At 67.4% G+C, this 26029-nt stretch carries 25 protein-coding genes; 15 read left to right on the forward strand and 10 right to left on the reverse strand.

All coding sequences use genetic code 11. From position 1 onward, the window contains the following. Positions 1 to 203 precede the first annotated feature (203 nt). From KV396_RS09865 to KV396_RS09910, 10 genes are all read left to right on the forward strand, one after another. Complete coding sequence (locus tag KV396_RS09865) at positions 204 to 887, forward strand: GumC domain-containing protein (protein ID WP_247955601.1); 684 nt, start codon at positions 204 to 206, stop codon at positions 885 to 887. A 133-nt stretch (positions 888 to 1020) separates the two neighbouring features. Continuing rightward, a complete protein-coding gene (locus KV396_RS09870; RefSeq protein ID WP_247955602.1) occupies positions 1021 to 1218 on the forward strand; it encodes a hypothetical protein in 198 nt (65 codons plus the stop codon). 685 nt (positions 1219 to 1903) lie between these two features. Then, on the forward strand, positions 1904 to 2569 hold the full coding sequence (locus KV396_RS09875; protein WP_247632874.1) for a barstar family protein: 666 nt from the start codon (positions 1904 to 1906) through the stop codon (positions 2567 to 2569). Further along, positions 2566 to 2808 carry a hypothetical protein gene (locus KV396_RS09880; RefSeq protein ID WP_247955603.1) on the forward strand — a complete coding sequence of 81 codons (243 nt, stop codon included), beginning with the start codon at positions 2566 to 2568 and terminating at the stop codon, positions 2806 to 2808. Before KV396_RS09875 ends, KV396_RS09880 begins: the two co-directional genes overlap by 4 nt. A 9-nt stretch (positions 2809 to 2817) precedes the next feature. Continuing rightward, entirely contained in the window at positions 2818 to 3249 is a 432-nt protein-coding gene (locus tag KV396_RS09885) for a DUF4279 domain-containing protein (RefSeq protein WP_247624728.1), read from the forward strand. Next, positions 3246 to 3806: a hypothetical protein gene (locus KV396_RS09890; protein WP_247632872.1), complete on the forward strand. Its 561-nt coding sequence runs from the start codon at positions 3246 to 3248 to the stop codon at positions 3804 to 3806. The genes KV396_RS09885 and KV396_RS09890 overlap by 4 nt, the downstream gene beginning before the upstream one ends. A gap of 51 nt (positions 3807 to 3857) precedes the next feature. Continuing rightward, entirely contained in the window at positions 3858 to 4487 is a 630-nt protein-coding gene (locus tag KV396_RS09895) for a hypothetical protein (protein WP_247632871.1), read from the forward strand. Further along, positions 4480 to 5190: a hypothetical protein gene (locus KV396_RS09900; RefSeq protein ID WP_247955604.1), complete on the forward strand. Its 711-nt coding sequence runs from the start codon at positions 4480 to 4482 to the stop codon at positions 5188 to 5190. Before KV396_RS09895 ends, KV396_RS09900 begins: the two co-directional genes overlap by 8 nt. Beyond that, on the forward strand, positions 5124 to 6122 hold the full coding sequence (locus tag KV396_RS09905; RefSeq protein ID WP_247955605.1) for a hypothetical protein: 999 nt from the start codon (positions 5124 to 5126) through the stop codon (positions 6120 to 6122). Before KV396_RS09900 ends, KV396_RS09905 begins: the two co-directional genes overlap by 67 nt. 48 nt (positions 6123 to 6170) lie before the next feature. Next, positions 6171 to 6692, forward strand: coding sequence for a DUF2247 family protein (locus tag KV396_RS09910; RefSeq protein ID WP_247955606.1), 522 nt, complete (start codon positions 6171 to 6173; stop codon positions 6690 to 6692). A 4-nt stretch (positions 6693 to 6696) separates the two neighbouring features. On the opposite strand, the gene KV396_RS09915 is transcribed toward KV396_RS09910, so the two are convergent. After that, entirely contained in the window at positions 6697 to 7632 is a 936-nt protein-coding gene (locus KV396_RS09915) for a LysR family transcriptional regulator (protein ID WP_247955607.1), read from the reverse strand. 77 nt (positions 7633 to 7709) lie between these two features. Here KV396_RS09915 and KV396_RS09920 point away from each other — a divergent pair, with 77 nt between their 5' ends. Continuing rightward, a complete protein-coding gene (locus KV396_RS09920) occupies positions 7710 to 9440 on the forward strand; it encodes an L-aspartate oxidase (RefSeq protein WP_247955608.1) in 1731 nt (576 codons plus the stop codon). A 130-nt stretch (positions 9441 to 9570) separates the two neighbouring features. Here KV396_RS09920 and KV396_RS09925 read toward each other — a convergent pair whose 3' ends face one another. Then, positions 9571 to 9846, reverse strand: a complete 276-nt coding sequence (locus KV396_RS09925; protein ID WP_247955609.1) for a hypothetical protein — start codon at positions 9844 to 9846, stop codon at positions 9571 to 9573. A gap of 74 nt (positions 9847 to 9920) precedes the next feature. After that, positions 9921 to 10547 carry a hypothetical protein gene (locus KV396_RS09930; protein WP_247955610.1) on the reverse strand — a complete coding sequence of 209 codons (627 nt, stop codon included), beginning with the start codon at positions 10545 to 10547 and terminating at the stop codon, positions 9921 to 9923. Between the two features lie 71 nt (positions 10548 to 10618). Here KV396_RS09930 and KV396_RS09935 point away from each other — a divergent pair, with 71 nt between their 5' ends. Beyond that, on the forward strand, positions 10619 to 12115 hold the full coding sequence (locus KV396_RS09935) for an L-serine ammonia-lyase, iron-sulfur-dependent, subunit alpha (RefSeq protein WP_247955611.1): 1497 nt from the start codon (positions 10619 to 10621) through the stop codon (positions 12113 to 12115). Positions 12116 to 12210: 95 nt separating this feature from the next. Here KV396_RS09935 and hrpB read toward each other — a convergent pair whose 3' ends face one another. The 5 genes from hrpB to KV396_RS09960 form a co-directional block, all read right to left on the reverse strand. After that, positions 12211 to 14763, reverse strand: a complete 2553-nt coding sequence (gene hrpB / locus KV396_RS09940) for an ATP-dependent helicase HrpB (RefSeq protein WP_247955612.1) — start codon at positions 14761 to 14763, stop codon at positions 12211 to 12213. Positions 14764 to 14968: 205 nt separating this feature from the next. After that, positions 14969 to 16576, reverse strand: a complete 1608-nt coding sequence (locus KV396_RS09945; protein WP_247623367.1) for an SPFH domain-containing protein — start codon at positions 16574 to 16576, stop codon at positions 14969 to 14971. Positions 16577 to 16688: 112 nt separating this feature from the next. Continuing rightward, complete coding sequence (locus tag KV396_RS09950; protein ID WP_247623366.1) at positions 16689 to 17117, reverse strand: MarR family winged helix-turn-helix transcriptional regulator; 429 nt, start codon at positions 17115 to 17117, stop codon at positions 16689 to 16691. Between the two features lie 620 nt (positions 17118 to 17737). Next, positions 17738 to 18901, reverse strand: a complete 1164-nt coding sequence (locus KV396_RS09955; RefSeq protein ID WP_247955613.1) for an amidohydrolase — start codon at positions 18899 to 18901, stop codon at positions 17738 to 17740. Between the two features lie 53 nt (positions 18902 to 18954). Then, positions 18955 to 20421, reverse strand: coding sequence for an MFS transporter (locus KV396_RS09960; protein WP_247955614.1), 1467 nt, complete (start codon positions 20419 to 20421; stop codon positions 18955 to 18957). 78 nt (positions 20422 to 20499) lie between these two features. Here KV396_RS09960 and KV396_RS09965 point away from each other — a divergent pair, with 78 nt between their 5' ends. The 3 genes from KV396_RS09965 (at position 20500) to KV396_RS09975 (ending at position 24235) form a co-directional block, all read left to right on the forward strand. Next, positions 20500 to 21525, forward strand: a complete 1026-nt coding sequence (locus tag KV396_RS09965; RefSeq protein WP_247955615.1) for an Lrp/AsnC family transcriptional regulator — start codon at positions 20500 to 20502, stop codon at positions 21523 to 21525. A gap of 80 nt (positions 21526 to 21605) precedes the next feature. Then, positions 21606 to 23009 (forward strand): L-serine ammonia-lyase, encoded by a 1404-nt coding sequence (locus tag KV396_RS09970; protein ID WP_247955616.1) that lies wholly within the window; start codon positions 21606 to 21608, stop codon positions 23007 to 23009. 80 nt (positions 23010 to 23089) lie between these two features. Then, the gene (locus KV396_RS09975) at positions 23090 to 24235 is read left to right on the forward strand and encodes a metal-dependent hydrolase family protein (RefSeq protein ID WP_247955617.1); all 1146 of its coding nucleotides are present in this window, start codon (positions 23090 to 23092) and stop codon (positions 24233 to 24235) included. Positions 24236 to 24273: 38 nt separating this feature from the next. Here KV396_RS09975 and KV396_RS09980 read toward each other — a convergent pair whose 3' ends face one another. Continuing rightward, positions 24274 to 25062 (reverse strand): alpha/beta fold hydrolase, encoded by a 789-nt coding sequence (locus KV396_RS09980; protein ID WP_247957579.1) that lies wholly within the window; start codon positions 25060 to 25062, stop codon positions 24274 to 24276. Between the two features lie 5 nt (positions 25063 to 25067). After that, on the reverse strand, positions 25068 to 25922 hold the full coding sequence (locus tag KV396_RS09985) for an enoyl-CoA hydratase/isomerase family protein (RefSeq protein WP_247955618.1): 855 nt from the start codon (positions 25920 to 25922) through the stop codon (positions 25068 to 25070). Positions 25923 to 26029 lie beyond the last annotated feature (107 nt).

Below are 26029 nucleotides of genomic sequence, written 5' to 3' on the forward strand. Positions count from 1 at the left end.
TCCTCAAGGAGGGTTCTAGGCCCTTTAAAATCTGGGCTAATTGACGTCAATCGCTATTTTGCGTTACAGGCGGAGTTGTTGCGGGGTCCGGCCGGGGTTGTGTTCCAGGCGGAAGTAGTATTCGTTACGTGAGCCCCGGAGACAACCGCGGGGCGGGAGCCTCCAAGAGCGTCGCGTTGACGCCAACGGGTAAGAATGAACTCATGGGTGAAGAGAACTCGATCGTCATCACCAAAGGCGATCGGCGGGCGGTCGTGCGGGCCGCTCTCGCCGCAGGCTGGAGATTGATCACAGCGGCCGCAGCGATCATCGGTGTCGTGCTCGGAGTGTTCCTGGCTCTGATCTATGGCTTCATCGACCAGCCCGCTTGGCTGGTCGTGGCGATCGGCGGGGTGACCCTTCTCGTTCTCGCGCCCTTGGTCATCGACAACCGTCGGCGCCTTCGTGCGTCGATTCCTGTCGGGTCGACGAGCGCGATTTCGCTCAGCCCTGAGAGCTTGAGCCTCGAAGGGCATGGCGGCGCTTCTCAGTTCTCGTGGGGACAGGTCTCGGAGCTGAGGCGCTCGGGAAGTGCCGTCGTTTTCACAGTGTCGGGAACACGTTTGGTGATCCCCGGTCGAATGGTGACCGCCGAAGCGTTCGCGACGATGCTGTCTCGCATCGAAGAACACGCCACGCGTGGCACCGACTCGCACGCGGCAGCCGTCGACGAGCCGATTCGCGATGGTGACCTCGGTGACGTGACTGCTCGAACGATCACCCTCACGGCGGACGACCGCCGAGCCATCCGAAACGGAGTCTGGGGGGCAGTCCGCGATCGTCGTGGTTGTCGTTGCTGTTATCGGTGCGACGTTGATCGTGGGGGGAGTCGCAGACCTGTTCACTGATGCCGGGCGTTCCGGCGCGGTTCTACTCGCCTGCGGGATTCTGTTCTGGGCGCTGTGCGCCGGCCTGCTCTACACGAACGCCCGCCGCGTCCGTTCGGCGTGGCCGCTCGGCTCTCGATACAGCGTTCGGTTATTGGATGACGCGATCGAGTTCGGGGATGCCGCTGCGACGTCTCAGACGCGGTGGGCTCAGGTCTCGCAGGTGCGGCGGCGCAAGGGCGTCGTGCTGATGACGATGAACGGAACCCCGCAGACGATTCCTGCGCGGCTGATCTCGCCCGAGATCTTCGCTTCGATCGAGAAGCGCGTGGCTGAGGCGAGCGCTCGCTGAAGACTCGTGATGTCCATCGATGAGCTCTTCGGTACGGCTTCATGGGCACCGGAGGGGATACCTCCCGACGCTGGCCCCCGATCCCCTCGCAGACCTGAGCACGGGCTCGCCGCATCGGTGACGGTGTCGGGCGTGGTGAACTTGGCGTCTGAGTTTCGGCCGTCGGCCGTGTCGCAATTGGCTCCCCCGGCGGTCGAGCGCCAATGAACCGGACGCCGATCGCAGGTCGATCCCGACGAGTCCTGGGCCTCGTGCCGACGTTGGCAGTCGTGCTGCTGCTCAGCGGTTGCGCCTGAAGTCGCGTCATATTCCGGGCTTTCGGTCGTCTCTTCAATGGGGCGTGGCTTTTGGGGTGATTCCACGAAGGCTCCTAAGCGACAGCGACTACCGGAGGAACTGAGTGACGATCGAAAACTATCTTGCGATTGCTGCAGGGCTGGTCGCTGTCGTCTGCGGTCGGTTGATGGTGGGGCACCGGGTGAAGGTGTTCGGATTCTCCTCCGGCGCTCAGCGAGCGCTCGGGGGTGCGGTCGGGAGGAGATCAGTCGTCGGCTCCCGAAGATGCGGTTCGTTGTGCTCATCGGCATTGGTGCTCTCATCGTCGCTGCGATTGCGTTCAGCGCAGCATGGGCGGGTGCGACCCAATGCGCAGACGTGACCGCATGCTGAGGGGCGGTAGTCGAGAATGACCGCTTTCGATATCGAGGACGAGTTCAACGACAACCTCGGCTATCGCCTGTTGATGAACAGCCCGGTGACGCTGTTCTATCGCCACGAGGTGCTCGACTCGACAGTTGCGAGCCTTGCCGCACTCGGATATCAGATCAGGTCATTCGACGCGGGGTCGTGGCGCGATGAGCAGGATTTGCACCAAGAGGTGGCCGCGAAGCTCGACTTTCCGAAGTACTACGGTCGCAACTACGCGGCGCTCAACGACTGCCTTCGTGACCTCGTTCTGCAGGAGTACGGCTGGGATCCCGAGTCGACCGGACTGGTGCTGGTATTTACCGGCTTCGATGCGTTCGCCCACCGGCTTCCGGAAATCGCGCATGGCGTCCTGCATCTCGCAGCGCATCATTCGAGAGCAGCCTCGCTCATCGGTTCCCGATTGATCTGCCTGGTGCAAAGTAGCGATCCCTGGATTCGGTTCGACGATGTCGGCGCCGAGCCGGTCGTGTGGAACGCCGCTGAGTGGCTGAACTCGGCACGAGAACCTGAACGGCGTGGCGGTGGAGAGTTGCGAAGTAGAGGCTTACTCAGTGCATTCGGTCGTCTCTTCGGAAGACGTGGCCATGCTGCCCGGCGGGAGCACCGAGCGCGAGACCGTGAACGTCGATCGGAGGATGAGTGAGCAGCGCATGGAGGCGGAACACGTACCGGTGGCTGAATCTCCTCCTGTTCTTCGCAGGGGTGGCGCTACTCGCGCTGGCGTACTGGTTGGACGTCCGCGACGGAGTTCCGACGTTGAGGAAGGGCGATCAGCCGTTCGAGGTCGTCCTGACCGGAGGGCTCGGTTTCGCTGCGCTGGGAAGCGGACTCTACAGATTCTGGAAGAGCTTCAAGAGCGATGATGAACAAAGGAAACGGTGAGTGGCGCGCATGATTCAATCCGGGCTGGCATCCTTCGTCGTGCGATCGATGGAGACGCCACTGGCATCCATCACGGAGGTGCTCGGCATCCAGCCCACCGGGGTCATCCCCAGAGGCACAGTTCTGCGCTCGGGTCGTGTGCAGGAGTGCAACGTCTGGTGCATCGACTCCGACCGGATGGACAACACCGAAGACGACCGAACCGGCACTGTCGCGCTGCGCTGGTTGCTCGATGCCTGCCGTCCCGTAGCGGGGAGGGTGCCTCTGCTTCCGGCGGACTGTGAGACCTGCATCTGGTGGACGGCCGACTCCGACTCCGCCCAGGGCGGATTCGTGCTGCCGGCCGAGCTGATGGCGCAGGTCGCGGCGCTCGGCGTCGACCTCTACACGACGGTGAACCTCGATGACCGAACGGATGCCGAACGCGAGGCTAACGCATGATCGTGCCTCCGGCGCAGAGCCTTCCGCCGGCAAGCTCGCGCACCGTCTGGAACTGGCTCATCGTCGCCCTGCCGATCTTGACGTCGATTCTGGCGTTCGGCTACCTCGCTGATTGGCAGCGGATCTTCCCGCAAATCGTCCAACTGATGGTCGATGATGTCGCGCGTGTAGACCAGCCGACATACGACTCCGCGGGAGTCGCGAGCGAGCTCATGTCGCTGTTCTTCGAACTCTTTTTCAGCCCGTGGCTGTGGACGTCGTTCATTCTGGGATGGGGCGCGTACGCGGCATCCGTTCGATTCGCCGTGCTTGATGTGCGCGCGCTGACGGGTCGCGGGTTCCTCCAGCCGTTTCCCTGGGCGTGGACCTTCCTGTCGCCCCTGGTCTACGTGATCGGGCGACACGTCGTCGTCCGGCGGCAGGGCAGCACCGAGCGTGCGCCGCTGATGGTGTCGGTGATCTCGCAGTCGCTGGCCTTCGTGGCGATGACGTACTGGACCGTCGTTCTCACCATGCAGGCGCTGGAGCTGATGCTCCCGATGGTGTTCGCACGCTGAAGAACTCGAGGTTTCTCGTCTCGTTCGCGTAACAGGTGGCGTAGCGCCGTCATGTTCGACGCAGCAGGTCGTCTTATTCATGAGGGGGTGATTCTGGTGCGACCAGAAGCAGGCATAGGTGGCGCGTCGGTAATGTCGCTGCGCACGCGTGCGGTCTGGCAGACGATCATCGCGGCGTTCGCATATCTCGGGCTCGCGGCGCTCGCGCTGGCGATCTCCGTCGGGTCGTGGACACCGTCCTTCACCGCCGCCTGGGAGCTTCTCGCACAAGAGCGCCGCGACGCCCTCGCGCGCAACATTGCTGCTCTTCCCGTGGCGTTCACCGTCGCAGTGGTGGTCTGCGTGCTGGTGCGGCTGATGATTCGCGAGACGGGCGTTCCGTGGCACCTCTCCGTCAGCGGGGCGATCGCCGCATCGTGCGGGCCAGTCACATTCTGGCTCGGGTTCGTCGTCGACGAGGTGCAGGTCGAGGGCTGGGCCCGCGCCGTGCCGATGTGGATGGTGCTGGGGAGCGCGCTGTTCGTGGGCGTTGGCCTGATCTGGATGTTCGTCCGGCGTGTGATCGCGGTCGAGGCGGTGCCGTCGGTGTCTTCTGGAGTGGAAGAAGGAGCATTGGCTGCGATGGTGAAGTCATGTGGGGTCGCTGATGCGGTGGGGAACAGGAGGTCCCTCAATGACTGAAACCCCCGAACTCCGATTCTTCGACGCGATCGTCCGCGCGGTGCACGCGAGGGGCGAAGATTGGAGCCTCCGCGTCATCGATGCCGCGGTGGCCGCCCTCGTCGACGACCTCGACAGCCCGAGCCTGCGGATTCTCGCCGGGCAGCCGGCCAACGACGAGGTCGCCACCGAGCGGCTTCTCCTCGCTACGTGCGAAGAGCTCGGCATTCCCCACCCGCCCAGACGAGAACGATGGGTGTCGCGCGTGATTGACGGGCGTCGCTGGGAGCGCATCGCGAGTGACAGCATCCGCTTCGCGATCGAGCCGTCGGAGGCGAGCAGCACGGGAGTGGAGCTGTGCATCTACATCAATGATGTCTCGGTCGCCGCCAGCCTCTCCTCCGGCCTCCACCCCGTCGACATCGACCACTTCACGGTCGAGGTCGACGAGCGGCGTGCGCTGATCTCATCGTGCCCGGGATGTGGGGATTCCGAGTGTGGCTGGGTCGACATCGACATCTCGCCCGATGGCAAGGCCGTTCACTGGGATTGGGTGAGCGGCGTGCCGAACGGTGTTGACGCGGTGTCTCCTTCCCTGTTGGCGCATACGAAAAGGAGGTCGAGCGCGTCCGGGCCGATCGCTCGTGGGAGACTCCGATGGATGCCGCACGGCGCCTGGTGTTCGGTCGGGTGGATCACGAGCTCCTCAGCGAGCGCGGGGTGAAGCTCGACTGGGTCGGTCCCGACCATGATGATCCTGCACGGATCAGAGTGTGGCTTTCATCTCTCATCGACCGGGATCCCGAGCATCCGTTCCAGGTCTTCTTGCGATTCCCCGGAGACGGGTCACCTGCCGAAGCCAGCGCCGCCGAGATCGTTCGAACACTTTCGCGACCGCCTGAAGAGTGGCGCGCGACCTACCTCATGAACAACTCGCGAGACGAACACCTGGCGCCGTCGATCGCAGGTCCGCTCTGGCGGCGGCGGTCGAACCCGGGTGAGCCGCCCGCTGTGGAGGCGCGCGAACTCGGGCCGATCGCCAGCGAACCCCGCTGGTCGGAATGGCTCGCCACCTACGTCTTCGACCCGCGCACGTGCGACAAGACCCTCCGCGAGATCGAGAACATCGACACTCGTGCGGATAACGCCAAGATCGTCACGCGCGGGATCGCTGCGGGGTTGATCGTGTTGCTCGGCGCGGGCGTACTCGTCGGCACGACCGTTCTGGCGGACGGCATGCACGATCCGCCCTTGTGGATGCGACTTCTGCTCCTCACGTTCGGCCTCCTCACGGTCCTCGGGCTCGGCCTCTCGATTTGGCGCATCGGCGGCGGGAGCGTTGCGCGCACGGAGGCCGCGCGGACGCGCGCGATCGAGGCGCTGGAGAACGACAGCCGACGGATGCTCCCGCGCACAGTTCTCCGCGACTTCTACGTCTCCGATCGCGTGAGCGACAGCGATGTGTGGGATGCAGCGCAGCAGCTGCACGCGCTCGACGCCGCGTGGGCCGGCTACGCCGAGTTACGCGAGCGCCGCAACCTCACTCTGGGTCAGGAACTGGAGATACTGGAGGCCGAGGCGTCTGCCCGCATCGTGCTGGATGCTGTCGGCGAGCTGCTGAACCCCGGGTCCGCGCCGGCGGAGGAACAGTGGTGAGTGGGCGGTTCGTGCCGATCCCGAAGGACGTGAACGAGTGGTGAGTCGATGAGGCTTGAACTCGACATTCGGTTTCTCAGTCGCTCCGGAGTTGATCTCACGGTTGACGACCTGCGACTCGGGCTATCGCTTGGCATCGTGAAGCCGACGACTGTCGTCGCTCTGGCGAAGCGCGCTGATCTCGAATCGCCTGTCGACCCGGTCATCCAGCAGCTCTCGGAGCTCGATGGCAGCGCGATCGCGGATATTCGGGAGATCCTCGGTGTGGGAGAACAGGCGACGCTCGAGCTGGAGCTGTCTGTCCGAAAGTGGCTCTATCTCGAGCTGCTCGCGACGTACGAACTCAGGGAGAATCTGAGAGATCCTTTCGAGTTCGTCGAACTGATCTACGCCGACTTCGGCTACCCGGAGTCGGTGGCACCGTTCGTGAGATACATGCCGCTGGAGGAAGGCGCCCCCTCTGGCTTGGCGGTCATGACGGAGAGCTGGCGACAGTACTTGATGAGTGAAGCGGAGGATCTCGTGTGCTCGCGTGAAGATCAGCCGGGCGACCCGGTTGAGGAGCGCTAGACCCCTACCCCTCCACCAGGCTCGTGATCGCCGGATCCCGCCGCGCGACCTCCACCGCGGTCGCGACGATCACTTTCCGCATGGCCGACACCGCGATCGCCGGCCGTACGTCCGAGCGGTGCGCGAGGCTGACCGTGCGGGTCATCATGGGGTGCGACAGGCGCATCGAGCGCAGTTCGGGTCGGTCGAGCAGAACCATCGCGGGCACGACGGCGACGCCGAGGCCGCGTTCGACGAAGCGCAGCACGGCGTCCATCTCGGCGCCGGCGAGCACGGGCACGGGTTCGAGGCCCTCGCTGCGGAACGCGGCATCCGTCGTCGCGCGCAGTTCGTACGTCTCGTCGAAGACGATGAGCGGCAGGGTGGCGAGTTCGTCGAGGCCGATGGCGGATGCCGTCGACACGGGCGGCTGAGACGCCGACGACACGACGACGAGCTCTTCGGCGAGCAGCGGCATCCGCGTCAGGCTCACGCCCGCGGGCGGCGGGCCGGCCGATTCGGTGATGAGCGCCATGTCGACCGCGCCGACCGCGACCTGCTCGACCAGCGCGCGCGAGCCGGCCTCGGCGAGCTGCAGCTCGACGCCGGGGTGAGCGACGTGGAAGGCCGCGAGCGCCTCGGCGACGAGGCTCATGCACAGGGTGGGCGGGGCACCCAGGCGCACGCGTCCACGACGGATGCCGGCGAGTTCACCCATCTCCTCCTTGATCGCTTCGGCCTCGGCGAGCATGCGCTGGGCGCGGGGGAGCAGCGTCTCGCCGGCGGAGGTGAGGGCGATGTGGCCGCGCGCGCGGTGGAAGAGTTCGGCGCCGAGTTCGCGTTCGAGCGTCGAGATCTGCCGACTGAGCGACGGCTGCGCGAGGTGCAGCGATTCGGACGCCCGCGTGAAGTGCCCGAGGCGGGCGACCTCGACGAAACCGCGCAACTGCTCGAGGTTCATGTCCATAGGCTACCAACATGGTTCGAAGAGGAACTATGCATTGGAGTTATTAGGGTGACCTAACTAGCGTCGAGAGCATGAGTACTCGCGAACGTCAGATCTCCACCACGATCCTCGTCATCGGCACCGGCGGATCCGGGCTGCGCGCGGCGATCGAGGTCGCCGAACACGGCATCGACGTCCTCGCCGTCGGCAAACGCCCCCGACAGGATGCCCACACCTCCCTCGCCGCCGGTGGCATCAACGCCGCCCTCGGCACCATGGACGCCGACGACAGCTGGCAGCAGCACGCCGCCGACACCATCAAGGAGAGCTACCTGCTCGCCAACCCCCACACCGTCGAGATCGTCACGCAGGGCGCCGAACGCGGCATCCGCGACCTCGAACGCTGGGGCATGGACTTCGCCCGCGAAGACGACGGACGCATCTCGCAGCGCTTCTTCGGCGCGCACACCTTCCGCCGCACCGCCTTCTCGGGCGACTACACCGGCCTCGAGATCCAGCGCACCCTCGTGCGCAAGGCCGAGCAGCTCGAGGTGCCCATCCTCGACAACGTCTACATCACCCGCCTGCTCGTGCGCGACAACGTCGTCTTCGGCGCCTACGGCTTCGACCAGGCCGACGGCACCCGCTACCTGATCCACGCGGATGCCGTCATCCTCGCCGCCGGTGGACACAACCGCATCTGGCGCCGCACCTCCTCGCGCCGCGACGAGAACACCGGCGACTCCTTCCGCCTCGCCGTCGACGCCGGCGCCCGCCTGCGCGACCCCGAGCTCGTGCAGTTCCACCCGTCCGGCATCATCGAGCCCGAGAACGCCGCCGGCACCCTCATCTCCGAGGCGGCGCGCGGTGAGGGCGGCATCCTGCGCAACGCCCTCGGCGAGCGCTTCATGTCGAACTACGATCCCGAGCGCATGGAGCTGTCGACCCGCGACCGCGTCGCGCTCGCCGCGTACACCGAGATCAAAGAGGGGCGCGGCACCGAGAACGGCGGCGTCTGGCTCGACGTCTCGCACCTGCCGCGCGAGACGATCATGACCCGCCTGCCCCGCGTCTACCAGACGATGATGGAGCTGCAGATGCTCGACATCACCACCGACCCGATCGAGATCGCGCCGACCGCGCACTACTCGATGGGCGGCGTGTGGGTGCGGCCCGAAGACCACCAGACCGACGTCGACGGCCTCTACGCCATCGGCGAGGCCTCGAGCGGACTCCACGGCGCCAACCGCCTCGGTGGCAACTCGCTCATCGAACTGCTCGTCTACGGACGCATCGTCGGCCAGGCCGCGATGGATCACGCGGCCTCCCTCGAGGCTCAGAAACGATCAGCGGATGCCGTCGCCGGCGCACGAGCCGAGATCGACGACCTCCTGGCCGCCGACGGACGCGAGAACGTGCGCGCCCTGCAGCGCGCGATCCGCAACACCATGACCGAGCACGCCGGCGTCGTGCGCTCGGAGGAGGGGCTGCGTCAGGGTCTCGCCGAACTCGACCTCATCGATGGGCGTATGGAAGACATCGGCATCCACCCCGACATCGCCGGGTTCCAGGACCTCGCGCACGCCTTCGACCTCAAGGCCTCGGCGCTTGCGGCGCGGGCGACGATGGAGGCGGCGCTCGAGCGTCGTGAGACCCGCGGATGCCACAACCGCAGCGACTTCCCCGACACCGACCCGACGCTGCAGGTGAACCTCGTCTGGTCGCCGCGCGACGGCGTGAGGCGCGAGGCGATCCCCGAGATCCCCGAGGAGATCGCCGAGCTCATGCGCGAGGTCGACACGGCGGGCAAGCTCGTCGAGTAGGGGTTTCCCATGGCGGGGCGCTTCGACAGGCTCAGCGACCCAGTTTCGGTCCGCGACCCAGTTCTGGTCCGCGACCGAGCCGCGCTAGTGGGTCCCTGAGCCTGTCGAAGGGCCCACACCCCGCGGAAACTCAGTCCTCGGTGTCGACGACCCCGATGCCGACCGCCTCATGGTCGGGTTCGGGCTCGTCGCGCTTCGGGGCCTTGGGCTCCTCGCCCGGGTCCTTCTCGGTGCTCGGCTCCTGCAGGTCTTCGGTGCTCGGCACCTCGCTCGGATCAGCGTCTTCGGGTGACTCGGCCGCATCCGGCGTGGTCACTTCGCCCTCGGCATCCGATGCCGGAGTCGGCGTGGGCGTCTGCGCCTCGGCGGAGAGGTCGTCGGTGGGTTCGGGGGTGCTGTTCGTCATGATCGCTCCCTTCGCGATGTCTGACGTTCAGGATGCCGTCGCAGCTGCCCCGCTTGAAGGGGCTTGACGCGCGCTCAGAAGTGCATCTGCTGGAGCGTGCCGTACTTGATGACGATCTCCTCGACCTCGGGCTGGGCATCCGCCGGCTGCAGGCGCACGGTCTTGCCGGCGCCGTCGAGCAGTACCAGGTCGGGTCCGTTCGAGAACCGCAGCGCCGGCCACGGCGAGGTCCAGACGATCGAACTGTTCGCATCGAGGGCCGTCACGCCCGCGGCATCCATCGTGACCGCCGTGGTTCCATGGTCGCCGCGCACGGGGAAGCGCGCGGGGAACTCGCTGTTCTCCCACTCGCGGAAGTACACCGACAGGCCGATCTTCGCCTGCGGGAATCCGGCGCGCAGGCTGCGGCCGATCCGCGAGATGTGCACGGTGCGGTCGTCGGGCTCGTCGTCCGAGGGGAGCTGCAGCGAGCCGCCGATCTCGTAGGTGAGGCGGAAGAGCTCCTCCTGGCGCGTGTCGTCGAGGGCGAGGTCGCTGCTCTCGAGGAACGGCTGCGTGCCGATGCGGCCGGAGCGCACGCTGAACGTGCGGGTGGTGGCGTTCTTCTTGCGGCGCGAGCTCAGCACGCCGAAGACGACGATGCCGATCACGACGAGAACGCCGACGGCGAGGAAGATCAGGATTCCGGTGTCATCACTCACACGCCCACAGTAGTGAGTCAGCGGGTTAATGAAGGTGAACCGACATCGACGATCCGGCGTAGCCTGGAGGGGTGACAGCGTACGTCTCGGCTTTCGACCTCTTCTCCATCGGAGTGGGGCCGTCGAGCTCCCACACGGTCGGACCGATGCGGGCGGCTCTCGACTTCGCGCAGCGGCTCGCCGCCACAGGCTCGCTCGATCGCGTCGCACGCGTGGAGTGCACGCTCTTCGGCTCGCTGGGCGCGACCGGCATCGGCCATGGAACCCCGGATGCCGTCGTCGCCGGCCTCCGCGGACTCTCACCCGAGACCTGCGATCCCGCCGCCGTGCGATCGGCCTGGAGCGACTACCCCGCGGGCGCGTCCCTCGTCATCGCCGGCGCGCACGAGGTCTCCTTCGCGAAGGAAGATATCGTCTTCGCCCCGCGCACGCGCCTGCCCGGGCATCCGAACGCCATGACGCTCACGGCGTGGGCGAGCGACGGCGAGGCGGTGGTGGAGGAGACCTACTACTCCGTCGGCGGTGGGTTCATCCGCCGCGAGGGCGAGGAAGCCGCGCTCGCGACCTCCGGGTTCCCCTATTCCTACGCGGATGCCGCATCATTGCTCGCGCTCTGCGACGAGCACGGCCTCTCGATCGCCGAGGTCGCGCGCCTCAACGAGACCTCCCTGCGCAGCGAAGAAGAGGTCGCCGCGGGGCTCGACGCGATCTGGGACGCGATGGCCGGATGCGTCGACGCCGGCCTGCACTCCGACGGTGTGCTGCCTGGCATCCTCAAGGTGAAGCGACGTGCCGGGGTCATCCGCGGGCAGCTCGACGCCTCGGAGGCCGACGGCCACCGCGAACTCCCGGGCGAATGGCTCGGCGCCTTCGCGCTCGCCGTCAACGAGGAGAACGCCGCGGGCGGACGCGTCGTCACCGCCCCGACGAACGGTGCCGCCGGCATCCTTCCTGCCGTCGCGATGTACTGGTGGCGGTTCCTCGCCGACTCCGGCCTCGGGGCGGGCAACGCCGTCACCCCGTACGGCGAGCTGGTCGGCAGCGCGCTGCTGGGATTCGAATCGGATGCTCGGGCGCTCGCCGCCTCCGACGCGTTGGACGAGGAGCAGACCGCCGAGGCGAACCGCCGCCGCGGCATCCGTCGTTTCCTGCTGACGGCCACGGCTCTCGGGTCGCTCTTCAAGGCCAACGCCTCGATCTCGGGGGCCGAGGGCGGATGCCAGGCCGAGGTCGGATCGGCCTGCGCGATGGCCGCCGGCGGACTCACCGCCGTGATGGGCGGCACCAACCGCCAGATCGAGAACGCCGCCGAGATCGCGATGGAGCACCACCTCGGGCTCACGTGCGACCCGATCGGGGGCCTCGTGCAGATCCCCTGCATCGAGCGCAACGCGATCGCCGCCTCGACCGCCGTCACCGCCGCCCGCCTCGCCCTGCGCGGCGACGGCAGCCACTACGTCTCGCTCGACGCGGTCGTCGAGACCATGCGCCAGACCGGACTCGACATGTCGACCAAGTACAAGGAGACGAGCGAGGGCGGCCTCGCGGTCAACGTCATCGAGTGCTGAGGGGTGGCTCTCTTCCGGCTTTCGAATCGCTCACTCGGTGGAACATCCGGCGTCGAAACCGCAAAGTGAGCGATTCGAAAGCGCGGCGGCCGGCCTCAGCGCGCGGCGCGGTTCTTCGTGTGTCGGGTCGGGGCGGCCGCCCAGGGATCCTCGGGCCACGGATGCTTCGGGTAGCGGCCGCGCATCTCGGCGCGCACCTGCGCATAGGGCCCCGACCAGAACGAGGTCAGGTCGTCGGTGACGGCGAGCGGTCGCCCGGCGGGGGAGAGCAGGTGGAAGAGCACCGGCACGCGGCCGTCGACCAACCGGGGAGTCTCGGCCCAGCCGAAGCACTCCTGCAGCTTCACGGCGACGACCGGTCGGGCATCCGGATCGTCGAGGGTCGGATACACGATGCGGACGCGAGAGCCGCTCGGCACCTCGAGCCGCTCCGGTACGAGCTCGTCGAGACGTCCGGCTTCGGGCCACGGGAGCAGGCGCCGCAGTGCCGAGGTGAGGTCGAGCCGGGCCGCGGGGGTACCGCTGGCCAGAGCGTCGAGCTCGGGTGCGAGCCAGGAATCGAGGGCCGAGAGGAGTCCGGCATCCGAGACGTCCGGCCACGGCGCGCCCAGCTCCCGGTGCAGCAACGCCAGGCGGCCCCGCAGCTCGACGGCGGATGCCGACCAGGCGAACATGCTCAGCCCGTCGCGCTGCAGCGTGCGGCGCACGGCATCCCGCCCCTCGTCAGCAGACGCGCGCACCGGAGCCGAAGAGCGCAGGATGGCGCCCACCCGGCGCTCGCGACGCGCCTGGATGCGACCGCCGACGAACTCCGCCTCGACGCGGTCGGTGAGCAGGTGGCTCGCCGCCCGCTCCATCTGCTCCTCGGTGAGCATCGCAGCCGATCGCACGACCGCCCCCGAACCGGCTGCCGCGCGCCCGGACGCCCGCGTGACGTCGGCGATGGCCAGCCACTCGACGGCCGCGAGCGAACCGCTCACTCCCGCGCGGGTGCCGGAGGCCAGCAGGAACGTCGCCCCGCTCGCCGTGCTGTCGACGCGGCGGGCGATGCGCTCGGGGAACGCCAGGGCGATCACCAGGCCGACACCGTCGAGATCGGAGCGCACACCCGGCGCAGATGCGGTCATGCGCTCGAGGCGATCCACGTCGCTGCGCCACCGGCGAGAGTCCGGAGTTCGTCCGCCCCGCAGGGCGATGAGCGCCTGCGCGACGTCGGAGTCCGCCGTGCGCACGTCGCCGCCCAGCAGCGCGACGACCTCGGCGGCGAGGCGAGAGCCCACGACCGGGCTGCCGTCACGCAGAGCGCGGGCGAGCCGCGGATCGGTCGGGATGCGTGCCAGGGCTCGGCCCTCCGGCGTCGCGCGACCGTCGTCGTCGATCGCGCCCAGGCCGTGCAGCACCGTGAGGGCATCGGCGAGGCTCTCGGAGGGGAGCGGGTCGATCAGTCGCAGACCCTTGCCTTCCGGTGCGCCCCAGCAGGCGAGCAGCAGAGCGGCATCGGCGAGATCGGTCGAGGCGATCTCGGGAGTCGGACGCGCGGGCGCCGTGGCATAGGTGCGTTCGTCGACGCAGCGAACGACCGTGCCCGCTCCCTGGCGGGTCGCGCGGCCGGCGCGTTGCACGCTCGACGAACGCGAGGCCACGGTGGTGACGAGCCCCGTCATCCCGCGCCCGGCGTCGCGCTGCGGAGTGCGGGCCAGGCAGGTGTCGACCACCAGTCGCACGCCCGGCACGGTCAGCGAGGACTCCGCGAGTGATGTCGTGACGATGATGCGGGGTTCTTCGGCAGGGCGCCGCCCGCGGATCACGGCATCCTGTTCGGCCGCCGGCATCCGACCGTGCAGCTCCCGCACGTCGAACACGTCGGTCGTGTCGCGGATGCGGCGAGCGATCTCCGACACCTCGCGCGCGCCCGGTGCGAAGACCAGCACATCGGCCGTGGGATCGTCGCGGTGCAGATCGAGAGCAGCGGATGCCGCGGTGCGCGCGACGTGATCGAGGAACGCCCAGGTCACCCCGCGTTCGTCGAGGCGCGGAGCGGGACTCGGCGCCCAACGTTCGGTGAGCGGGTAGGCGGGAACCCGATGGTCGACGATCGGAGCGGGCTCGTCGTCGGTGCCGATCACGGCGGCGATGCGCTCGGCATCCAGCGTTGCCGACATGGCGATGAGTACGAGGTCGTCGCGCAGCTCGCGCACCTCCGAGAGCAGGCCGATCAACAGGTCGGTCTCGAGTGCGCGCTCGTGGACCTCGTCGATGATCACGGCATCCACACCCGCGAGGTCCGGATCGTCGAGCAGGCGGCGCAGCAGCACGCCGGCCGTGACGAATTCGACCTGCGTCTCCCGGGAGACCACGCGCTCGCCGCGGACGGTGAACCCGACGCGCGTGCCAAGCGGCGATCCGTCGAGCTGAGCGAGCCGGCGCGCGGCGGCCCGGGCAGCCACGCGGCGCGGCTGGGTGACGATCACGCGGCGCGGCGATCGCGTTGCGAGCAGCGGCGGCACGAGCGTGGTCTTGCCCGTGCCGGGAGGGGCGCTCACGACCACCGACGCACTCGTGTCGAGCGCCGCCTGGAGCTCGTCGATCGCGGAGGCGAACGAGAGCCCCGCGCCGATCGCGGCGAGGTCGAAGGCGGCGGAGGTCATGGGTCCAGTCTGCCTGTGTCGCGAAGGGCGAGTAGACGTGGTGCGGGCCGCGGCGGGCGTACTTAACTCAGGAAAACCGGCCGCGATCGGCCTGGATCGGGGTGGAAACAGACTGCGCGGCCGAGTTCTTCCTGAGTTGGGTACGGCGGAAACGACGGATGCCGCGACCGAATCGGCCGCGGCATCCGCTGGGTGCTGCTGGGGACTACTCCGCGTCGTCGGCGGGCGGCGGGGGAGTCGTCGGGTTCGGCACGCGCTGCGTCGGTGCGGCGGCGGCGGGGGCGGCGGCGGATGCTTCGGCCACTCCTGCTCCGAATCCGCGGCCCACGGCCTGGCCCTGGATGATGCCGGCGAGGTCGAGACCGGTCGCCGACTGCACGCTGTCGAACACCGAGCGCAGTGCCTTCGCGCTGTCGGCGCCGACGACGTGCGAGGCGCCGTCCTCGCCGGAACCGCCGATGATCGACACGTTGCCGATCGCCGAGTAGCCCTTGGCGAACTCGGCCATGATCGACGGCAGCACGTCGAGCACGCGCTGCGAGAGGAAGGCGTCCTGGTTGGAGGCGATGGCCTTGGCCTCTGCCTCGACGGCGGCGGCACGGGCTTCACCCTCGGCGCGGATCGCGTCGGCCTCGGCGATGGCGCGCAGGCGACGAGCCTCGGCCTCGGCTTCTGCCTTCGAGCGCAGTGCCTCGGCCTCACCGGTCGCGCTGGCGACCGCGGCTGCGGCCTCACCGTCGGCACGGGCCTTGTCGGCCTGCGCCTGCTGCTCGGCGATACGGGTGCGGGCCTCGGCCTGCTTGACCTGCTCGATCGCGGCGGCCTCGGCGGCGCGCTCACGCGTGTAGAGCTCGGCCTGGGCGCGGGTCTCGGCTTCGTACCGCTGCGCGTCGGCGACGCGCTTGACGTCGGCGTCGAGCTGGGCCTGCTTGTTCTCGGCCTGCTGCTGCAGAACGGCCTGCTGCGCCTGCTCGCGGGCGAGGTTCTCGGCCTGCTCCGCCTCGGCGCGCGCCCGACCGATGCCGGCGTTCGCGTTGGCGGTGTTGGTGTCGAGGGCAGTCTGCTCGACCAGGTTGGCTTCCTGGTTGGCGATGAACTTCTGGTTGATCGCACGGTCGGCGTTCGTCTGCGAGATCTCGGCCGACTGGCGCTTCGCCTGGATCTCGGGAGCACCCAGCGACTGGATGTAGCCGACCTTGTCGGTGATGCCCTTGATCTGGAACGAGTCGAGGATCAGGCCCTGCTCGGCGAGCTCCTGCGAGACATCGGCGGCGATCTGGTCGGAGAACTTCTTGCGCTCGCGCATGAGCTCGACGACCGAGAGGGTCGCCACGATGCCGCGCAGGGCGCCCTCGAGCTGCTCGGTGGTGAACTGCTCGATGGCCTTGTCCTGCGAGGCGAAACGCTCGGCGGCGCGGCGTACGAGGATGGGGTCGGAGCCGATCTTGACGATCGCGACGCCGTCGACGTTGAGCGTGACGCTGTCGAGCGACTGCGCCTCGGCGTTGAGCGACACCTGACGCGAGCGCAGAGAGATGATCTCGTGGCGCTGCGTGATCGGGTTGACGAGCGACTTGCCGTTCACGATGACCGTGACCGGCGACTCCGACATCTCGGGGCGGCTGGTGCCGTCGGCGCCGACCACGGCGCGTTGCACCTTCTGCTTGCGTCCCGAGATGACCAGCGCCTCATCGGCGCGGGCGACCTTGATCCAGCTGCGTGCGAACAGCAGCAGGATGAGCAGGACGACGACGACGATGACGACGGCGATGCCGACGATGACGAGGATGCCGACGATTCCGGCGAGCTCCATGGGTGACCTCCCTGATCCCCCGAAGGGGAAGTCTGCGTTCCCGCGGCGTGCGGGACTCAGCTCCCACCCTGCCAGATCACAGGAACGGATGCCGAGGGGAGAACTCCCCGTGTCAGGAGCGGCGCAGTTTGTCGGAGAGCGCGCGGAGCGTGCGCAGCTCGTCGTCGTCGAGGGCCGACATGCGTTCGGCGATGGATCGCCCGTGCACGGTGGCGACCGCGCGGAACGCGCGCGCACCGGCATCCGTCGCGGTGATGAGCGATCCGCGACCGTCGTCGGGGTCGGCGCACTTGGTGACGAGGCCGTTCGTGACCATGCGGTCGACGAGGCGCGAGACGCTCGGCTGACTGATCAGCATGTTGGCCGTGATGTCGCGCAGACGGGCGGTCATGTCGGGGGATCGGGTCACCGTGAGCATGACGTCGTACTCGGCCTGACTGATGTCGGTGCCATCGAAGTCGGCGAGCATGTCGTGGAAGACCTCGTGCTGCGCGCGGAACAGGCTCTCCCAGGCGGCGAGGGCGAGCTTGCGATCGGTCATCCCTAAAGGATACCGGCCTCGGGGGCAGCAGTAAGGGCCGATCGGAGAGGCTCCCGACCGGCCCTTGTCCCTTGCACCAAGAGTGTCCTGCAATCACATTCGGTGAGTGCCACAGCAAACATTCACCGTGTGATCACTGTATAACGGCGAGATAACGAATGCAACGGTTTGATTACGGAAAGTCGGTGGAGAATTGTCCTGTCTCGCCGGATCTGCCGAGATCTCACCTACCTGCAGATCGTCTCACCGGAGTTGCAGATTCTCATCGGAGTTGTCGCTAAGCGGCGGGTGTCGGTGCCGCGCCCGACAGCGGAGTAGCTTTCACGTCAAGTTGGCACCCACGCCACGGAAGACCTCCGCGGACACCGTTCGGACACCGGCGTCCGAACGGTGTCCGCGATGACGCTGACGGACTTGGGGGAACAAACGCGAGGGCGGGATGCCGAGACCACTCAGCCATGGGTTTGTCTCTAGCTCCCGCCCTCGCGGGTCGTGAGTCGTCCGGGGACGAAGGTTGGGTTCTCTCTCCCGGTCCTAGCTGCCAGCGGCACCGCGGTGTCTACAGACAGCCGCGCAGCCCGTCTGCCGGCCGCGCCGTCTCGCGAGCTTGTGGCTGCGGATCATCGGTTCGATGCCGCAGCGGACGCGTCGGCGCTGGTCAGCTGATGCCCCGCCCGTAGGAGCGCTACGACGTCGACAGCGGTGAGTGCCATCGCGAGTGCCCCATCAACGACCGCGGCGTCGGCTGCATGGCCGATCGCGTCACCGGCGAACTCAGGTGTGTGCGGAGCAGAGGAGCATCCCTCGATCGCGATGAGCGGATGGATGGATGGAACGACGTGCGACACATTGCCCATGTCGGTCGACCCTCCCGGCGACGCCGCGTAGGGGTGCGGCGTGCGCCCGAGCGAGGCGATATTGCGGTCCCAGGCCTCGGCCAGCACCGGGTTCTGCACCAGTTCGGCATAGGTGGGTTCGGCAGGCTCCCACGCCCATGAGCACCCAGTCGCGGTCGCCCCACCCTCGAAACAGGCAAGGATCCTGCGCTGCGTGCTCTCGAGCGCGTCGAGTGTGTCCGCGCGCACCTCGGCTCGCACTCGCGTCGACAACGGGATGATGTTCGTTGCCTCACCGCCGTGGTCAATGAAAGCATTAGCACGGACTCCGTCGGGGAGGTGCTGGCGGAGAAGGCCCAGCGCGACGAGTCCGATTGTCGCTGCATTCGCCGCGTTCACCCCATCGGGGCTCGGCCCCCCCGCATGACCGGCCTGCCCCCGGAAGGACACGTCGAATCGGGCCACCGCCTGCGTGCGCAAGTCGGCACAGCGCAGATCGTCGCCGGGCCCACCGTGCACCATAAGGGAGAAGTCGACGTCATCCCACGCACCAGCCTCCAGCATGAGGATCTTTCCCCCGCCGTGCTCCTCTGCCGGCGTTCCGAGCAGCTTCACGCGGATGCCGAGGTCGTCAGCGACCTCGGCCAGCGCGATGGCCGCACCGACGCCGGCGGCGGCGATGATGTTGTGACCACAGGCGTGGCCCATGCCGGGGAGCGCGTCGTACTCTGCGCAGATCGCGACGGTGATATCTCCCTGTCCGATCGTGGCCTCTACGGCGGTGTCGAGACCGAACGCGCCCTCCCAAACCTCGAACCCGGCTGCACGCATCGTCTCAGCCACCCACGAGGCCGCCCGGTGTTCAGCGAAAGCGAGCTCCGGATGCGTATGGATCTGCGCACTCAGCGCCAGGACGTCTGCTTCCCAACTCGTGCGGGAGGCGATCACCGCCCCCCGCACATCGGAAGTCGCGGCTGGCAAAGGGAGAAATGGGAGAGCTGTCATCGTTCCTCAATCGGTTCGGGGGCATCTGAGTGGGAAGCGTCGTCGATCGGGCCTGCGGAGCGGGCGACCCGGACACGCAGCCCGATAACGGCAAGAGCGAGCGAGATCACCAGGCAGATCGCCCAAACCGCGACGAAGGATGTGGGGGTGGAGCGGGAGACGGTCGCCCCACTATCGGAAGCTGTAGCAACGAATAGCGTCATAACGAGCGCGAACACCGCCCCGGCAGCTGCTCCTGCCGCAGTGCGCGCGGTGTTGAAGAGTGCGGAGGCGATTCCCACGGAGTCCGCAGGAGCGTTGCGAACCACAACCGCGGGAAGAACCGCAAGTAGGACACCGGCGGAGACGCCCCCGAGCGCCATTGACGCGATAAACAGCGCGGCCGCCCCGGCGAAGACGATCATGAGAGCGAAACTCACGGCAGCGGTCGCTCCAGCGAGAGCGATCGCGCGGTGAGCGGAGATCCGTCGCACGAGCCGATCCCCGAGGAGCGTGCCAACAAAGGCGGCCAGCGCATAGAGCACGATGATCGCACCGGCGGCGGCGGGTGGGATACCGAGGCCGTAGCCGTCGCGCTCGCTGTCGCCGAGGAGCCAGAGGAAGCTCGCTGTTTGACCGCCGTAGGTCTGAGCGCCGAAGAGCAGCGAGGCGATGATCGGCAGTCCGATGCCCCCGCGTGTGAGCATCGTGAGATCGACCAGCGGATCGGTGATCCGGCGTTCCACGACGACCCAAATCGCCAGTACCGCCGCGCCGCCGAGGGCCAGGGCGAGGGTACGCGCGTCTCCCCATCCCCAGGTGCTGGCGTTCGACACTCCTGTCAGTATCGCGAGCAGCCCAATTGTCAGCAGGACGGCTCCGACGATGTCGACGCGCCCGCGCTTTCGCACCGTGGTCTCGGGCACGAGCAACACAACAACAGGTACGCACAGGGCGATGAACACCGCGGGAACCAACAATACGATCGTGAGTTCGCCGGTCGCACCGAAGAGCAGGCCGGACATGAGGGAGCCGATCGCGGCGCCGAGGGTGAGCGCGCCGACGAGCACTCCGATACTTCGGCTCGCTGATCGCTCGTCTCTGGCGCGGACGATCGCGAACTCCAGGGGTAGGAACGCCGCCAGCGGTGCCTGTAGCGCTCGCCCGAGGAGGAATACCTCGAATGTGGGTGCGAAGGCAACGACGATAGATCCCACGGCGACGAGCCCCGTCGCAATGACCAGCAACCGCTTATGCCCGAACATATCGCCGAGTTTGGCCAGGATGGGAACGCAGGCGACGGTCATGAGCATGTACATCGCGCTCACCCAGTTCAGTGCACCGGCGCCGACCCCGAACTGCTGGCCGATCGCAGCGAGCAAGGGCGAGAACCAACCCTGCAGCGCGCCGCTGCCAAATTCCATGACGACGAGAAACCCGACGACACCTATTGCCGGGCGCCCACGAACGAGACTCTGCGACACGAATTGCTCCTTTGTCGATCCGATGCGATGGGTTATGTTCACCCACGAGGACGAGGAAGGCACGTAGAATGCAGCTTTATGAACAAGGTTGACCGTTCTACGCAGTTAGCGAGTCTCGACGAGACCGATAAGAGACTGATCCAAGCACTGCAGATCAACCCCCGCGCCCGATGGGCTTCCCTCGCGCCCATCATCGGCGTCGACTCGGTAACGTTGGCCCGCCGCTGGGAACGACTGTCCGACCACGGACTCGCCTGGGTGGCCGGCCATCCAGGCCCCGGAACACGGGGGCCGTCAGCGATCCTCGAAATTGAAGCCGAACCCGGCGCCACTCTCGAGATCGCACACTCCCTCGCCGCCGACCGCGAGGCCTTCACGATCGACCACACCGCAGGAGGGCGAGACCTGCTGGCCATCGTGGGCGCGAGCGATCTCGACTCGCTGAGCGAATACATCATGGGGAGGATGCGTCGGCTCTCGGGCGTGCGCGCGACACGCACATTGCTCCTGTCCTCCCCGTTCACAGACGCCGGGCAATGGCGGCTGCGTTCCTTGTCAACCGATGAGACGTCTGCCGTCGAGCGCACCCTCGATGTGCCGACCGCCGCGCGAGGCGAGGTCGACCCGCAACTGGAAAACGCCCTCCTGCACGCGCTCGGGCAGGACGGGCGCGCCACAGTGACGAACATTGCTAGAGAGCTAGGGGTCGGGCAACGACGCGTACGCGAAGCGCTCACTACCCTCAGCGCACAGGGGCGCCTGGTGGTTCGCACCGAAGTTGCTCGCGCTCACTCCGGCTGGCCGGTGCACGCGTGGTACTTCCTACGGGTCCCGGCGGGCGTCGCCGAGCGCGTGGGCTCTGCCATGACGAGGCTCGGAGAAGTACGCATGGCGGCATCGACGATCGGCCCGTACAACCTGGTGCTGTCGGTGTGGATGCGCGCACTCGCCGACGTTCAACGACTCGAGGTGGCAATCGAGGAAGGGGTGCCTGGTGTGTCGATCGCCGACCGATCGGTGGTCTTGCAGAGCCTCAAGAAAGAGGGCCGCTACCTCGGTACCGGCGGGCTTGCAACTGACACCATGATTCCCATGCTGATCTAGATTCTGCGTGAGAATCATCGGTTTCGCAGGGAAGCCTCTAATCAAGGCGGCTGCCGTACCAGCTGCCTAGCGTATGTCGTATGACGCATACGCAGCCGACTGTCGGAGTCTTCGACCTCTTCACGGTCGGGATCGGGCCCTCGAGTTCACACACCGTCGGCCCGATGAAGGCCGCCGCCGACTTCGCCGCGTCGCTCGAGGTCCGGGACCTGCTCCCGCGCGTGTCGACAGTGCGCGTCGATATCTTTGGCTCACTTGCCGCGACTGGCGCCGGGCACGGCACCTTCACCGCCGTGCTGCTGGGGCTGACGGGAGCGCGCTCCGACGAGATCACCCCCGACGAGGTCGCGGCACGGCTCGACGAAATTACACGTACCGGAACTGTCGCGCTCGGCGGACAGCATCCCGTTCCTTGCGCAGTCGAAGACTTCGTCCTCCGCCCCTTGACTGTTCACCCCCGCCACACCAATGCGTTGTCGTTCACCGCGGTCGATGCGACCGGTACCGCGCTCGCGACAGAAACCTACTTCTCGGTGGGTGGCGGGTTCATCGTCCGCGAAGGCGAGGAACCGGGCTCGGCGTCGACTGCGGGAGACGTCCTCCCGTTGCCGTTTTCTTCCGGGGCAGAACTCCTGGCCAGGTGCGAGGAGACAGGACTCGCCGTAAGCGAGGTGATGCGTGAGAACGAGCGCGCTCGGCGGCCTGACGATGAAATCCATGCGGGCCTGCGTCACATCTGGGACGTGATGGAGTCGAGCGTGCGGTCATCGATCGGGCGCGACGGCGTGCTCCCCGGCGGCCTGAAGGTTCGGCGGCGGGCGGGTGCGTGGGCGGCGCGTCTGGCCGCGGAGGATCCCGATCACGGTCACGAACACTGGCAGCAGCGTGTGAACCTCATCGCACTCGCCGTCAACGAGGAAAACGCGAGCGGTGGGCGCGTGGTGACGGCACCGACGAACGGCGCGGCAGGCATTGTTCCGGCGGTGCTGTACTACGCCCTGCACTACACCCCCGCCGCGGCGTCCGACGGCGAAGGGGTGCGCGAGGACGTTATCGAGAGATTCCTGCTCACTGCGGCCGCGGTCGGCTCGCTCTATAAGACGAACGCCTCGATCTCCGGCGCCGAGGTCGGATGCCAAGGCGAGGTCGGGTCGGCGTCGTCGATGGCCGCGGCGGGGCTGGCCGAGATTCTCGGCGGCACGCCACGCCAGGTGGAGAATGCCGCCGAGATCGCCATGGAGCACAACCTCGGCCTCACCTGCGACCCAATCGGCGGGCTGGTGCAGGTTCCCTGCATCGAACGCAATGCGATCGCGGCATCGAAGGCCATCAATGCCGCACGGATGGCGCTGTGGGGCGACGGAGAGCACCGCGTTTCGCTCGACCAGGTGATCGCGACGATGCGCGACACCGGCGCGGACATGAGCGACAAATACAAAGAGACTGCGCTGGGCGGCCTCGCCGTCAACGTTGTCGAGTGTTGAGAGGAACAGCAGTCATGCACACACGTACCGTCTTCACCGGAGGGCGCGTCTTCGACGGCGTCACGACCGCGCAGGCCGATGTGGCCATTCACGGGGACCGCATCGTGGATGTCGGGATAGGGCTTGACGGCGATGAGGCGGTCGACTGCACGGGAGCCTTCATCGTCCCCGGACTCTTCGACTGCCATGTCCACATCATGGCGAGCGACTTTGACGTGGCCCGGAGCGAACAGGAGCCCTTCTCCCTCCCCTATTACGAGGCGGTACGCAACCTTTCGCTCCTCCTCGATCAGGGCATCACCTCAGCGCGCGACGCGGCCGGAGCTGATGCCGGCGTGAAGCGCGCGATCGCGAAGAACCTCATCGAAGGACCACGACTGCAGACCGCAATCGTGATGCTCTCTCAGACCGGCGGTCACGGCGACCTGCATCTCCCCTCCGGCGGCAGCCGCTCGATGGCGATGATGATGCCACACCCGGGACGACCGCGCTCGGTCCGCGATGGAGTGGATGACGTGCGCCGCGGCGTGCGGGAAATCCTGCGCGCAGGTGCCGACGCAATCAAGGTGGCGACCACCGGTGGAGTCATGTCGACGGGCGACGATCCCCGCCACGCACACTTCCGCGATGACGAGCTCGCCGTGATTGCGGAAGAGGTCGCCGCGGCGGGAACATACTTCTTCGCCCACGCCCAGGGCACGGAGGGGATCAAGGCCGCCTTGCGACATGGAGCACGGTCGATCGAACATGGGTATCACCTCGATGACGAGGCGATCGACCTCCTGCTCCGCACCGGGGCGTGGCTCGTACCGACGCTGTCCGCCACCCAAGCGATCGTGGACGCCGCCGACCGCGGCGTGCCGATCCCCGCCGAAAGTCAGGCCCTTGCCCGAGAGGCTGTCGGCGCCCACCGGGCGAGCTTCGCTCGAGCCGTCGACGCAGGCGTCAAGGTCGCCATGGGGACAGATTCGCCGCCGTACGGCCACCCCTCCGACAGCAACCTCGACGAACTGTTGCTGATGACACAGGCGTCTGCGATGACGCCGGCGGATGCGTGGCGCGCAGCCACGGCGAACTCTGCAGCATTGCTGCGGCAGGACGACCTCGGTGCGCTCGCACCGGGAAAGATCGCCGACCTCGTCGTCGTGAACGGCGAAGTCGACGATCTCCGCGGGCTGCGCGGGCGCATCCGATCCGTCATCCTCGGCGGACGACGCGTGCGCTAACCGTTAGGCCTCACGCAGCGCCGGGCCGTCAGCGAAGATTACGTATCGCCGAGGAAGGCCGTGATGGCCGACGCGGCACGAGCGGGGTGCTCGTTCTCCCACGCGTGCCCGCAGCCGGCAAGCACCAGTGCATCCGCCTGACGGATCTCGTCGACCATCGACAGGGCATCCGCCATGGGCACCGCGGCGTCTTCACGTCCATGGATGACCAGCGTGCGGGCGTCGATCTCGTCCAGTCGGCCGCGTGTATCGAACCCGCGCGTGGCAGCGAAACGTCGCATCAACCGATCACCACGATCCGCTCGTACTGGCGCCCCGTCCGTCGGCGCGGAAGAGGTCGCGGCAGGCACCAGGTGCGCGAGGGTGGCCCTGGCGCGCGCCTCGTCGCCACGCTCGAGCGCGAGGAGCAGATCGGCGACAGGGCCAGCGGTGCGCTTGGCGCGGAACGGGGCCTGCGAGGTCGCGCCGAGCACGAGCCCACCCAAGAGGTCTGCGTGACGGAGAGCGAAGGCCTGTGCCACCATCCCCCCGAACGATGTGCCCAGAACGTGCGCGCGCGGATATCCGAGTGCCTGGACAAGCGCAGCGAGATCATCGGCGAGATCATCGGTCGTGTACGTCGACGGTTCGAACTCGGTGTTACCACGATCTCGCTGATCGTACGTGATGACCGTGAACGCTGATCTCAGGTGCACCCGAAGCTCGTCGAACAATTCCTGCCCGACCTGGAGCCCATGGAGGAGGAACAGCGGGGGCCCGGCACCGTCGACACGGAACGCGGTAACTCCCGCGCCAGTCCGGATGACGGCTTCCCTAGCCCCCGCCATCCTGGTCACCAGATCTTACGCTCGCGCGCGTCCGCGACCAGCTCGGGGTCGGGGATGAGCGTCTTCGCCGCGACCGTGGCCAGCGACTGCTGCGAGAAGTGGAACCCGAAGTCCTCGGTCACGAGCTTGCGCCACGGCCGGTTGAGGATGTTGTGCGTCGACCACCGTGCGAACCGCGGGCGCTTCATGATGTCGCGGGCGAGCTGCCAGGCCTTGGGGAGCAGGTCTTCGCGGGGCAGCACGTCGCTGACGAGACCATACTCCAGAGCTTTGCGGGCCGGGATGCTCGTTCCGCCGTAGACGGCGTAGGCTGCCCGCTTGGTGCCCATCAAGTGCTGCAGGGCGAGAGCGAGCCCGTCGCCGGGCGAGGTTCCGACCATGAAATGCGGGTCCATGAAGTCTGCATCCTCGGCGGCGAGGGTCACGTCGCACATCAGCGCGAACTCCGTGTGGATCCCCGGCCCGTTCACCACCGCGATGGTGGGGATGTCGATGTTGTTCACGAAGTTCTCGATCAGCTTCCACGCATCGATCGTCTGCTGGAAGATGTAGTCCGGAGTCTCGTCGACCAGCGGCTTGGGCCAGGTCTGACGGGGATCTCCCCGGAACCAGGCCTCACCGGTTCCCGTGATGATCAGAACGTGGTTCTCGGGGTCGTTGCCGACGTCCTGCCACACCCGATTCCACGCGTTGTGCGCTGCCCAGTTGTGCACGTACTCGCCGCCGTCGGTGTGGAGGCGCAGTTCGAGGATGCCATCCTCTCGACGCATCTCGAAGAAATCGGCGTAGCGCTTCGAATACTCCTCCAACGGTGTGGGCGCGACGTGACCGTCCCAACCGAAGCTCGCGGTGTCAACCATGGTGAGTCCCTTCGTCAGAGCGAGCCAACCCCGCCCGTTAATGAGACACTGTATCTCGATAAGCCGGGAGTTGATTGGGTATCGCGCAAATCGCTGGGAACCGGCCC

Origin of the sequence: Microbacterium galbinum (genome assembly GCF_023101185.1) — a bacterium.
GTDB classification, from domain to species: domain Bacteria; phylum Actinomycetota; class Actinomycetes; order Actinomycetales; family Microbacteriaceae; genus Microbacterium; species Microbacterium galbinum.